Source organism: Pseudomonas lactucae, assembly GCF_016937615.1.
Taxonomy (GTDB): Bacteria; Pseudomonadota; Gammaproteobacteria; order Pseudomonadales; family Pseudomonadaceae; genus Aquipseudomonas; species Aquipseudomonas lactucae.
Window position 1 is genome coordinate 28,460 of record NZ_JAFHKI010000096.1, and the last position, 12,266, is coordinate 40,725.

Consider the following 12,266-nt stretch of genomic DNA (forward strand, 5'->3'; position numbering starts at 1 on the left):
GATGAAACTCAATGATCTGAGTCCAGCGCCGGGTTCCCGTCGCGAAAAGCATCGTCCGGGCCGTGGTATCGGTAGCGGTTTGGGTAAGACTGGTGGCCGTGGCCACAAAGGTCAAACCTCCCGCTCCGGTGGCACCATCGCTCCAGGCTTTGAAGGCGGTCAACAGCCGCTGCATCGTCGCCTGCCTAAGTTCGGTTTCGTATCCCTGAAAGCCATGGATCGCGCAGAAGTGCGTCTGTCCGAGCTGGCTAAAGTGGAAGGCGACATCGTTACTGTGCAGACCCTGAAAGATGCCAACGTGATTAACGTCAACGTACAGCGTGTGAAAATCATGCTGTCCGGTGAAGTGACTCGCGCTGTCACTATCGGCAAGGGAATCGGCGCCACCAAAGGTGCGCGTTCGGCTATCGAAGCAGCTGGCGGCAAGTTCGAGGAATAAATGGCTAAGCAAGGTGCTCTCTCAGCGCTCGGCAAAGGCGGTATGTCTGAACTTTGGGCTCGTCTGCGTTTTCTGTTCCTGGCGATTATCGTCTACCGAATAGGCGCACACATCCCGGTTCCAGGTATCAACCCGGACCGACTCGCAGACCTGTTTCGACAGAATGAGGGGACCATTCTTAGCTTGTTCAACATGTTTTCCGGCGGCGCGCTGGAGCGGATGAGTATCTTTGCACTGGGGATCATGCCGTACATCTCGGCATCGATCATCATGCAATTGATGACCGCCGTCAGCCCGCAGTTGGAGCAGTTGAAGAAGGAAGGTGAGGCTGGCCGTCGCAAGATTAGCCAGTACACCCGCTACGGCACTGTCATCCTCGCCCTTGTTCAGGCTATCGGCATGTCCGTTGGTCTGGCCGGGCAGGGTGTTGCGTTCACTGGTGACTTTGGCTTCCATTTCGTCGCGGTATCCACGTTTGTGCTGGTGCGATGTTCATGATGTGGCTGGGTGAGCAGATTACTGAACGTGGTGTTGGTAACGGTATCTCGATGTTGATTTTCGCAGGTATCGTCGCCGGTCTTCCGAGAGCAATCGGGCAGTCTTTCGAGTCTGCACGTCAGGGTGATATCAATATCTTCGCCCTGGTTGCCATCGGTTTGCTGGCAGTAGCGATTATCGGTTTTGTGGTGTTCATTGAGCGTGGCCAGCGTCGTATTGCTGTTCACTACGCCAAGCGTCAGCAGGGCCGTAAGGTCTTTGCTGCGCAGACCAGCCACTTGCCGCTGAAAGTGAATATGGCCGGTGTGATTCCGGCAATTTTCGCGAGCAGCATTTTGCTGTTTCCGGCTTCGTTGGGTACCTGGTTTGGTCAGTCTGAAAATATGGGCTGGCTGCAGGACCTCTCTCAGTCGATCGCTCCTGGTCAGCCGTTGAATATTCTGCTGTTTAGTGCAGGGATTATTTTCTTCTGCTTCTTCTATACGGCGTTGATGTTCAATCCGAAAGACGTAGCGGAAAACCTGAAGAAGTCCGGTGCCTTTATTCCGGGTATCCGTCCAGGTGAGCAGTCTGCACGCTACATTGATGGCGTTCTGACCCGTTTGACCCTGTTCGGTGCTCTATATATGACGGCCGTGTGCTTGCTTCCCCAGTTCCTGGTGGTTGCAGCAAACGTTCCGTTCTACCTTGGCGGGACCTCGTTGCTGATCGTGGTCGTGGTTGTGATGGACTTCATGTCCCAAGTACAATCGCACCTCGTTTCGCACCAGTACGAATCCCTGATGAAGAAAGCCAACCTGAAGGGCTACGGCAGCGGCATGTTGCGCTGAGTACCCCATAAGGTTCGAGGAGTTGGTGATGAAAGTTCGTGCATCGGTGAAAAAGCTGTGCCGTAACTGCAAGATTATTCGCCGCGAAGGTGTTGTTCGAGTAATTTGCAGCGCGGAACCGCGTCACAAACAGCGCCAAGGCTGAGTGTGATCCGCTTGAAGCCCGGCAGCTAGTGCGCTGCCGGGTTGATTATTTGTTATTACAGCGATATTATCTCGCGCCCTATTTCTTGGCTTCCGGGGCGTAGGTAGCTGTCAATTGGAGTCCCACTGAATGGCCCGTATTGCAGGCGTTAACATTCCAGATAACAAGCACACTGTTATCTCGCTGACCTACATCTATGGTGTTGGTCGCACTACTGCGCAGAAAATTTGCGCAGATACTGGGGTAAACCCAGCCGCAAAGATTAAAGATCTGAGCGACGAGCAGATTGAGCTGTTGCGTGGCGAAGTGGCGAAGTTCACCACTGAAGGTGACCTGCGTCGCGAAATCAACATGAAAATCAAGCGTTTGATGGACCTCGGTTGCTACCGTGGTCTGCGTCATCGTCGTGGTCTTCCAGTGCGCGGTCAGCGTACCAAGACTAACGCGCGTACCCGTAAAGGTCCGCGTAAGCCGATCCGCAAGTAATCGCCCACGCGAATCGACAGGAAAATTATCATGGCAAAACCTGCTGCTCGTCCTCGTAAAAAAGTTAAAAAGACAGTGGTTGATGGCATCGCCCACATCCATGCGTCTTTTAACAACACAATCGTGACCATCACCGACCGTCAAGGTAACGCGCTTTCTTGGGCTACCTCCGGTGGTTCGGGTTTCCGCGGTTCCCGCAAGTCCACCCCGTTTGCTGCTCAAGTAGCTGCTGAACGTGCTGGTCAAGCTGCGCTGGAATACGGCCTGAAAAACCTCGACGTTAACGTCAAAGGTCCAGGTCCAGGTCGTGAGTCTGCTGTCCGTGCTTTGAACGGCTGTGGCTATAAGATCGCCAGCATCACCGACGTGACGCCAATCCCGCACAACGGGTGCCGTCCGCCGAAGAAGCGCCGCGTGTAATCCAGGAGATTGTAAAGAATGGCTCGTTACATTGGTCCAAAATGCAAACTCGCTCGTCGCGAAGGCACCGATCTCTTTCTGAAGAGCGGCGTGCGCGCGATCGAATCGAAGTGCAACATTGAAGCAGCACCTGGTATCCACGGCCAACGCCGCGGTCGCCAGTCCGATTACGGCACCCAACTGCGTGAAAAGCAGAAGGTCCGTCGTATCTACGGCGTTCTCGAGCGTCAGTTCAGCGGCTACTACAAAGAAGCTGCTGGCAAGAAAGGTGCAACCGGTGAAAACCTGCTGCAACTGCTCGAATGCCGTCTGGACAACGTTGTATACCGTATGGGCTTCGGTTCGACTCGTGCCGAATCCCGTCAGCTGGTATCGCACAAGTCGATCAGCGTTAACGGTCAGACCGTAAACGTTCCGTCCTACCAGGTTCGTGCTGGTGACGTGGTCGCAGTTCGCGAGAAAGCTAAAAACCAACTTCGCATTGTCCAAGCTCTCGATCTGTGTGCCCAACGTGGCCGCGTAGAATGGGTAGAAGTAGACACTGAGAAGAAGTCGGGCGTTTTCAAGAACGTTCCAGCTCGCAGTGATCTGTCCGCCGACATCAACGAAAGCCTGATTGTCGAGCTCTACTCCAAGTAAGGGCTAGAAAATAGGTGCATCCATGCAGATTTCGGTAAATGAGTTCCTGACACCCCGCCACATTGATGTGCAGGTTGTCAGTCCAACCCGCGCCAAGATCACTCTCGAGCCTCTCGAGCGTGGTTTTGGCCACACCCTGGGCAACGCGCTGCGCCGCATCCTGTTGTCCTCAATGCCCGGCTGTGCAGTAGTCGAGGCCGAGATTGACGGTGTGCTCCACGAGTACAGCGCCATCGAAGGTGTACAGGAAGACGTAATTGAAATCCTGTTGAACCTTAAAGGTCTGGCTATCAAGCTGCACGGCCGTGACGAAGTTACGCTGACCTTGTCGAAGAAGGGTTCGGGGGTGGTTACCGCTGCCGATATTCAGCTGGATCATGATGTCGAGATCGTTAACCCCGATCACGTAATCGCTAACCTGGCGTCTAACGGCGCCCTGAACATGAAGCTCACCGTAGCTCGTGGTCGTGGTTATGAACCGGCCGACTCGCGTCAGAGCGATGAAGACGAAAGCCGCAGCATTGGTCGCTTGCAGCTTGACTCTTCGTTCAGCCCGGTTCGCCGTATCGCATACGTGGTGGAAAACGCCCGTGTCGAACAGCGTACTAACCTGGACAAGCTGGTTATTGATCTGGAAACCAACGGTACTCTGGATCCTGAAGAGGCTATCCGCCGCGCTGCAACCATTCTGCAACAGCAGTTGGCTGCGTTCGTCGACCTCAAAGGTGACAGCGAACCAGTGGTAATCGAGCAGGAAGACGAGATCGATCCGATCCTGCTTCGCCCGGTTGACGATCTGGAACTGACTGTACGTTCGGCTAACTGCCTTAAGGCGGAAAACATTTACTACATCGGCGACCTGATTCAGCGTACCGAAGTAGAACTGTTGAAGACTCCGAACCTGGGCAAGAAATCCTTGACTGAAATCAAGGACGTTCTGGCCTCCCGCGGTCTGTCCCTCGGCATGCGCCTCGACAACTGGCCGCCTGCAAGTCTTAAGAAGGACGACAAGGCGACTGCCTGATCGTCGTAATCACCGAACGTGAGTTTGGTAAGGAATGAACCATGCGTCATCGTAAAAGTGGTCGTCACCTGAGCCGTACCAGCTCGCACCGCAAGGCCATGTTCCAAAACATGGCGGTGTCGCTGTTCGAGCACGAGCTGATCAAAACTACACTGCCGAAAGCTAAAGAACTGCGTCGCGTTGCTGAGCCGCTGATCACTTTGGCCAAGACAGACAGCCTGGCTAACCGCCGTCTGGCTTTCGACCGTACTCGTTCGAAAGCTATCGTTGGTAAGCTCTTCAACGACCTGGGCAAGCGTTACGCTACCCGTGAGGGTGGCTACCTGCGCATCCTCAAGTGCGGTTTCCGCGCTGGCGACAACGCGCCTATGGCGTACGTCGAGTTGGTTGATCGTGCTACTGCCGGCGAAGCTGTAAGCGCCGAGTAAGACGACAAGCTGCAACGAAGAACCGGGCCTAGCGCCCGGTTTTTTGTGCGCGTAACAAAAGCGTGATTTGTATAAGCTTCCTCAGATAGGCATCGGCACTATAGGAACTGGGATTGTTGGTAGTTATTTTCTATTGAAGCCTGCAATTTAATGAATTTGTAGGCGTCATGTTAATCGTCAATACTCCCCACCAAGCCGATTAGCCGGCAGTTCCAAGCCCGACCTGAGGAAAATTGAGCATGAGCCAAAATAAAATCCTTACTACCGCCAGCGGTGCACCCGTTGCGGATAACCAGAATTCCCGTTCCGCCGGTCCGCGCGGCCCCTTGTTGCTCGACGATTTCCACCTGATCGAGAAGCTGGCCCACTTCAACCGTGAAAATATCCCGGAGCGTCGGGTACACGCCAAAGGCTCGGGTGCCTACGGTACATTCACCGTCACCCAAGACATTACCCAGTACACCAGCGCCAAACTGTTTGGCGCTGTTGGCAAACAAACGCCGACCTTCCTGCGGTTCTCCACGGTGGGCGGTGAGCGCGGTTCGGCGGATACCGAGCGCGACCCACGTGGCTTCGCTTTGAAGTTCTACACCGAAGAGGGTAACTGGGACATCGTGGGTAACAACACACCGGTGTTCTTCATCCGCGACCCGTTGAAGTTTCCTGATTTCATCCACACCCAAAAGCGTTTGCCGCAAAGCAATCTGAAAAGCGCACAGATGATGTGGGACTTCTGGTCGCACTCCCCAGAGGCGCTGCACCAGGTCACCATTCTGTTTTCGGATCGTGGCATTCCAGACGGTTATCGTCACATGCACGGCTTCGGTAGCCACACTTACAGCCTGATCAATGCCAAGGGCGAGCGTCACTGGGTGAAGTGGCACTACAAGACCAAACAGGGCATCAAGAACCTCGCGCCGGCTGAGGCTGCACGTCTTGCGGGTACCGATCCTGATTACGCCCAGCGCGACCTGTTCGGGGCGATCGAGCATGGGGATTTCCCAAAATGGCGCGTCTGCATCCAGATCATGACCGAAGCCCAGGCCAACGCTCACTATGAGAACCCTTTCGACGTGACCAAAACCTGGTCGCAGAAGGAATTCCCGTTGATCGAAGTCGGCGAGTTGGAGCTCAACCGCAACCCGCAAAACTACTTCGCTGAAGTGGAACAAGCTGCATTTGGCCCGAGCAATATGGTTCCTGGCGTGGGTCTGTCGCCTGACCGCATGCTGCAAGGTCGCGTCTTCGCCTACGCCGATGCCCACCGCTATCGTGTTGGCACCAACCACCAGCAACTGCCGGTGAATGCCCCGCTTAGCCCAGTGAACAGCTACCAGCGCGACGGTTCCATGGCATTTGGCAGCAACGGTGGTGCAACGCCCAACTACGAGCCAAACAGCTACGCCGATGCACCGAAGCAAGCTCCACAGTATGCCGAGCCTGCCTTGGCCCTGAGCGGCGCCGCTGATCGTTACGATCACCGCGAAGACACTGATTACTACAGCCACGCCGGTGCGCTGTTCCGTCTGATGAACGATGAGCAGAAAGCCCTGCTCACCAATAACATCGCCGGTGCGATGGGTGGGGTTTCCAGCGATGTGGTCCAGCGTCAGTTGCGCACTTCTACAAGGCCGATCCTGCGTACGGAGAAGCAATCGCAAAGGCGTTGGGTGTATCGCTTAACTGACTCTAAACGATAAGTAGAACCGCCCTCATTTGGGCGGTTTTTGCGTTATTTCAGCTACTTTTCTCCGGAAATGTTCGCTTTTCTGCCGTTAGTCCCGTGACCTCAGAGTCAGCATGGTTCAAACTACAGACTTTCAAGCAGGGAGATGTAGGGCGATGCAAGGTCACCCCGACGTAATCGATTACCTCAACACGTTGCTGACGGGCGAACTGGCAGCTCGTGACCAATATTTCATCCATTCGCGTATGTACGAAGACTGGGGCTTTACCGAGCTCTACGAGCGTATCAACCACGAAATGGAAGAAGAGGCGCAGCATGCCGATGCGCTGATGCGTCGTATCCTGATGCTCGAAGGCACGCCGCGTATGCGTCCCGACGATCTGGATGTGGGCACCACAGTGCCTGACATGCTCGCTGCTGATCTTCGCCTTGAGTACAAGGTACGTGCCGCACTCTGCAAGGGCATTGAGCTCTGCGAGCAGCACAATGACTATGTCACCCGGGAAATCCTGCGTGTACAGTTGAATGACACCGAAGAAGATCACACTTACTGGCTGGAAAAGCAGTTGGGCCTGATCAAGCTGATTGGTCTGGAGAACTACCTGCAATCGCAGTTCTGACCACCCGCTACGAAAAAGCCCCTGTCGCCGTGAGGTGACAGGGGCTTTTTCATGGGCCTGGGAATCAGGCCGATCGCGAGCAAGCAATGGTTTCAAGTAATAACCGGTGTGCGATTGCGGCATCTCGGAGACCTGCTCCGGCGTGCCCACCGCAATGATCTGGCCACCCTTGGAGCCACCTTCCGGCCCCAGGTCAACCAGCCAGTCGGCCGTCTTGATCACATCCAGGTTGTGCTCGATGACCACCACTGTGTTGCCGTGGTCGCGCAGTCGATGCAGCACGTCCAGCAATTGCTGGATATCCGCAAAGTGCAGCCCGGTGGTGGGCTCATCGAGGATATACAGAGTCTTGCCGGTATCGCGTTTGGACAGCTCACGGGATAGCTTCACCCGTTGCGCCTCACCACCAGACAACGTGGTCGCCGATTGCCCCAGCTTGATATATGACAGGCCCACGTCCATCAGCGTCTGCAGCTTGCGCGCCAGCGCCGGGACCGCGTCGAAGAACTCGCGAGCTTCCTCGATCGTCATCTCCAGGGTCTCGTGGATGCTCTTGCCCTTGTACTTGATCTCCAGGGTTTCGCGGTTATAGCGCTTGCTCTTGCACACATCGCACGGCACGTAGATGTCCGGCAGGAAGTGCATCTCCACCTTGATCAGGCCATCGCCCTGACACGCTTCGCATCGCCCACCCTTGACGTTGAACGAGAACCGGCCAGGCCCGTACCCACGAGAGCGGGACTCCGGCACACCGGCGAACAGTTCGCGAATCGGTGTGAACAAGCCGGTGTAGGTCGCCGGGTTGGAACGTGGGGTCCGGCCAATCGGGCTCTGGTCGATATCGACTACCTTGTCCAGATGCTCCAGGCCCTTGATGCTATCGTGCGCCGCCGCTTCCAGGGTGGTCGCGCCGTTGAGGGCGGTTGCACTCAATGGAAACAGCGTGTTGTTGATCAGTGTCGATTTACCCGACCCCGACACACCGGTCACGCACGTCAGCAGGCCCAGCGGAATCTCCAGGTCAACATTGCGCAGGTTGTTGCCGCGCGCGCCCTTGAGGTGCAACGCCATCTTCTTGTTGCGTGGCGTACGCTTGGCCGGCACTTCAATTTTCACACGACCGGACAGGTACTTGCCGGTCAACGAATCCGGATGCGCCATCACCTCGGCGGGGGTGCCCTCGGCGACAATGTGTCCACCATGCACGCCAGCGCCCGGGCCGATATCGACCACATAATCCGCCAGGCGGATCGCGTCTTCATCGTGCTCGACCACGATCACGGTGTTGCCGATATCCCGCAAATGTTTGAGCGTGCCGAGGAGTCGATCATTGTCGCGTTGGTGCAAGCCGATCGACGGCTCATCGAGGATGTACAGCACGCCGACCAAGCCGGCACCAATCTGGCTGGCCAGGCGAATACGCTGTGCTTCGCCGCCGGACAGGGTATCGGCACTGCGATCCAGCGATAGGTAGTCCAGGCCCACGTTCACCAGGAACTGCAGGCGCTCGCGAATTTCCTTGAGGATCTTGTCGGCAATTTCCCCGCGACGTCCGGTCAGCTTGAGAACACCGAAGTATTCGCAGGCATCGCCAATCGGCAGGTTGGTCACTGCCGGCAAGGTTTTCTCTCCCACCCACACATGCCGTGCCTCGCGACGCAGGCGAGTACCCCGGCAATCCGGGCAGGGCTGGGTGCTGAGGAATTTTGCCAACTCTTCGCGCACGCTGGCCGATTCCGTTTCGCGGTAACGCCGTTCCAGGTTCGGCACGATGCCTTCGAACGGGTGCGAGCGTTTGACGATATCGCCGCGGTCGTTCAGGTATTTGAAGTCGACGTTCTGCGAGCCGCTGCCGTTGAGAATAACCTTCTGCTGATCCGCCGGCAGTTGGTTGAACGGCACTTCGAGGCTGAACTTATAGTGGGACGCCAACGATCCCAGCATCTGGAAATAATAGACGTTGCGCCTGTCCCAGCCACGTATCGCGCCCTCCGCCAACGTCAGCTCACCGTTAACCAGACGCTTGATGTCGAAGAACTGCTTCACCCCCAGGCCATCGCAGGTCGGGCAGGCACCTGCCGGGTTGTTGAAGGAAAACAGCTTGGGTTCCAGCTCGCTGATGGCATGGCCACAGATCGGGCAGGCAAAGCGCGCGGAGAAGATGATCTCTTCGCCGGGCTCGTCGTCCATCGGTGCTACCAGGGCAATGCCGTCCGCCAGCTTCAACGCGGTCTCGAACGATTCCGCCAGGCGCTGCTGCAGGTCGGCGCGCACTTTGAAGCGGTCGACCACGACATCAATGGAGTGCTTCTTCTGCTTGTCGAGCTTCGGCGCCTCGTCCAGTTCATACAGTTTGCCGTTGATCCGCGCGCGCACAAAACCCTGGGCACGCAGCTCTTCGAAGACCGAAAGGTGTTCGCCCTTGCGCTCGCGAATCACCGGTGCCAGCAGCATCAGCTTGGCGCCTTCAGGCTGGGCCAGCACCAGGTCGACCATCTGACTGACGGTCTGGGCTTCCAGCGGAATGTCGTGGTCCGGGCAACGCGGGATACCGACCCGCGCATACAGCAGGCGCAGGTAGTCGTAGATTTCGGTAATGGTGCCCACGGTGGACCGCGGGTTATGGGAGGTCGACTTCTGCTCGATGGAAATCGCCGGCGACAGGCCTTCGATGGTGTCGACGTCGGGCTTTTCCATCATCGACAGGAACTGGCGGGCATAGGCCGACAGCGATTCCACATAGCGACGCTGACCTTCGGCATACAGCGTGTCGAATGCCAGGGACGATTTGCCGGAGCCGGACAGGCCGGTGATGACGATCAGTTTGTCCCGCGGCAGGGTCAGGTCGATATTCTTCAGGTTGTGGGTTCTAGCCCCACGAATCAGGATCTTGTCCAAGATGGCCTCGCACGGCGGGCTTAAATAATGCGGGAGTATACGACGGAAGACTGGATGAATATACACTGTCAAAGTGCCGGGTGCAGCCTTACATGAAAGCTGCGCGGCAAAGCGCCGCATATACCCTCTCAATCGATGGGACTGGTAGAATCGCCGCCGGTTCACACGAGGTTTTTCCATGCACGATCCCCACAGCGAACGCATGAGTAGCGGCGAGACCCGAGCGGCAAGCGGTCTGGCCCTGGTGTTCGCCTTCCGTATGCTCGGCATGTTCATGGTGTTGCCGGTGCTGGCGACCTATGGCATGGACCTCGCAGGCGCGACCCCGGCACTGATCGGCCTGGCGATTGGCGCCTATGGCCTGACCCAGGCGATTTTTCAGATTCCGTTCGGGATCATTTCCGACCGCATTGGGCGGCGCCCGGTGATCTACCTGGGGCTGATCGTGTTCGCCCTCGGCAGCGTGCTCGCCGCTCAGGCCGATTCGATCTGGGGCGTGATCGCCGGACGTATCCTGCAAGGTGCCGGCGCAATTTCTGCTGCAGTGATGGCGCTGTTGTCGGACCTGACCCGTGAACAGCACCGTACCAAGGCCATGGCCATGATCGGCATGACCATCGGCCTGTCGTTTGCGGTGGCCATGGTGGTCGGCCCGCTGCTGACGCGCGCGTTCGGCTTGCATGGCTTGTTCCTCGCCACCGGCGGCATGGCGCTGATCGGTATTCTGATCGTGGCCTTCATGGTGCCGCGTTCCACCGGCACCTTGCAGCATCGCGAGTCCGGTGTGGCGCGCAAGGCGCTGTTGCCGACGCTCAAGCACCCCGACCTGCTGCGCCTCGATTTAGGTATCTTCGTATTACACGCGATGCTCATGTGCAGCTTCGTCGCCTTGCCCCTGGCGCTGGTACAAAAAGCCGGTCTGCCCAAGGAACAGCACTGGTGGGTCTACCTTACCGCGCTATTGATTTCGTTCTTCGCCATGATCCCGTTCATCATCTATGGCGAGAAAAAACGCAAAATGAAACGAGTTTTGCTGGGCGCCGTCGCTACATTGATGCTCACTGAACTATTCTTCTGGCAGTTCGGCGACAACTTGCGGGCGCTGGTGATCGGCACGGTGGTGTTCTTCACCGCGTTCAACCTGCTGGAGGCTTCGCTGCCTTCGCTGATCAGTAAAGTTTCACCGGCCGGTGGCAAGGGCACGGCGATGGGGGTGTATTCCACCAGCCAGTTCCTGGGCTCCGCACTGGGCGGCATCATGGGTGGCTGGATGTTCCAGCATGGCGGTTTGTCGGTTGTGTTCCTGGGATGCGCAGGTCTGGCTGCCCTCTGGCTCGCCTTTGCTGTTACCATGCGCGAACCTCCCTATGTGACGAGTCTGCGCTTGCCGTTATCGCCCGAAGCGATTCGCGAAGCTGGCTTGGCCGAGCGCCTCAAGGCCGTCGCTGGGGTTACCGATGCCGTGGTTGTTGCTGAAGAAGCCGCCATCTACATCAAATTGGACACCGAATTATTGGATCGCGCGACGCTCGAGCAACTGGTCAACCCAGTGCCGACAGCGCGCCCAGCTTAGGAGAACGTTATGGCCCGTGGGGTTAACAAAGTCATATTGGTCGGTACGTGCGGCCAGGATCCCGAAGTTCGCTACTTGCCCAACGGTAACGCCGTGACCAACCTGAGTCTGGCGACCAGCGAACAGTGGACCGACAAGCAGACCGGCCAGAAGGTCGAGAAGACCGAATGGCACCGTGTGTCGATGTTCGGCAAGGTTGCAGAGATCGCCGGTGAGTACCTGCGCAAAGGTTCACAGGTCTACATCGAAGGCAAACTGCAAACCCGCGAGTGGGAAAAAGACGGCATCAAGCGTTACACCACCGAAATCGTGGTCGACATGCAAGGCACCATGCAACTGCTGGGCGGCCGTCCACAGGGCGACCAACAGGGGCAGGGCGGCATGTCCAACTCGGCACCGCGTCCACAACAGTCGCGTCCACAGCCAAGCCAGCAGCCACAGCGTGAATCGCGTCCAGCGCCACAGCAGGCTGCACCGCAGCCGGCTCAGGATTTCGACAGCTTTGATGACGATATTCCGTTCTAAAAGCCGCTTTCAGCACCATACCCATAAAAAAGCGAAGCCATTAATCTGGCTTCG

The 12,266-nt window shown here is 57.1% G+C and carries 10 protein-coding genes and 3 pseudogenes; 12 read left to right on the forward strand and 1 reads right to left on the reverse strand.

Annotated elements, in window-relative coordinates; translation table 11 throughout:
* Position 1: 1 nt before the first annotated feature.
* The 10 genes and pseudogenes from rplO (at position 2) to bfr (ending at position 7,216) form a co-directional block, all read left to right on the forward strand.
* The gene (rplO, locus tag JWR98_RS17935) at positions 2–439 is read left to right on the forward strand and encodes a 50S ribosomal protein L15 (protein WP_003176407.1); all 438 of its coding nucleotides are present in this window, start codon (positions 2–4) and stop codon (positions 437–439) included.
* Positions 440–1,767 (forward strand): annotated as a pseudogene (gene secY, locus JWR98_RS17940) (preprotein translocase subunit SecY).
* 28 nt (positions 1,768–1,795) lie between these two features.
* Positions 1,796–1,912: a 50S ribosomal protein L36 gene (rpmJ, locus tag JWR98_RS17945; protein ID WP_002555468.1), complete on the forward strand. Its 117-nt coding sequence runs from the start codon at positions 1,796–1,798 to the stop codon at positions 1,910–1,912.
* Between the two features lie 129 nt (positions 1,913–2,041).
* Positions 2,042–2,398 (forward strand): 30S ribosomal protein S13, encoded by a 357-nt coding sequence (gene rpsM / locus JWR98_RS17950; RefSeq protein WP_003210063.1) that lies wholly within the window; start codon positions 2,042–2,044, stop codon positions 2,396–2,398.
* A gap of 30 nt (positions 2,399–2,428) precedes the next feature.
* The gene (rpsK, locus tag JWR98_RS17955) at positions 2,429–2,818 is read left to right on the forward strand and encodes a 30S ribosomal protein S11 (protein ID WP_002555466.1); all 390 of its coding nucleotides are present in this window, start codon (positions 2,429–2,431) and stop codon (positions 2,816–2,818) included.
* Positions 2,819–2,836: 18 nt separating this feature from the next.
* Entirely contained in the window at positions 2,837–3,457 is a 621-nt protein-coding gene (gene rpsD / locus JWR98_RS17960) for a 30S ribosomal protein S4 (RefSeq protein WP_003176404.1), read from the forward strand.
* A gap of 22 nt (positions 3,458–3,479) precedes the next feature.
* Positions 3,480–4,481: a DNA-directed RNA polymerase subunit alpha gene (locus JWR98_RS17965; RefSeq protein WP_003176403.1), complete on the forward strand. Its 1,002-nt coding sequence runs from the start codon at positions 3,480–3,482 to the stop codon at positions 4,479–4,481.
* Positions 4,482–4,522: 41 nt separating this feature from the next.
* The gene (rplQ, locus tag JWR98_RS17970; protein ID WP_003176402.1) at positions 4,523–4,909 is read left to right on the forward strand and encodes a 50S ribosomal protein L17; all 387 of its coding nucleotides are present in this window, start codon (positions 4,523–4,525) and stop codon (positions 4,907–4,909) included.
* 239 nt (positions 4,910–5,148) lie between these two features.
* Positions 5,149–6,596, forward strand: a pseudogene (locus JWR98_RS17975) (catalase).
* A 155-nt stretch (positions 6,597–6,751) separates the two neighbouring features.
* Entirely contained in the window at positions 6,752–7,216 is a 465-nt protein-coding gene (bfr, locus tag JWR98_RS17980; protein ID WP_003176400.1) for a bacterioferritin, read from the forward strand.
* A 69-nt stretch (positions 7,217–7,285) separates the two neighbouring features.
* Here the strand turns inward: bfr and uvrA are convergent.
* Positions 7,286–10,114 (reverse strand): annotated as a pseudogene (uvrA, locus tag JWR98_RS17985) (excinuclease ABC subunit UvrA); the annotation flags it as partial.
* Positions 10,115–10,292: 178 nt separating this feature from the next.
* On the opposite strand from uvrA, the gene JWR98_RS17990 reads away from it, so the two are divergent.
* Positions 10,293–11,687: an MFS transporter gene (locus tag JWR98_RS17990; protein ID WP_205490703.1), complete on the forward strand. Its 1,395-nt coding sequence runs from the start codon at positions 10,293–10,295 to the stop codon at positions 11,685–11,687.
* A gap of 9 nt (positions 11,688–11,696) precedes the next feature.
* Positions 11,697–12,212 (forward strand): single-stranded DNA-binding protein, encoded by a 516-nt coding sequence (locus tag JWR98_RS17995; protein WP_020302451.1) that lies wholly within the window; start codon positions 11,697–11,699, stop codon positions 12,210–12,212.
* The last annotated feature ends 54 nt before the right edge of the window (positions 12,213–12,266 follow it).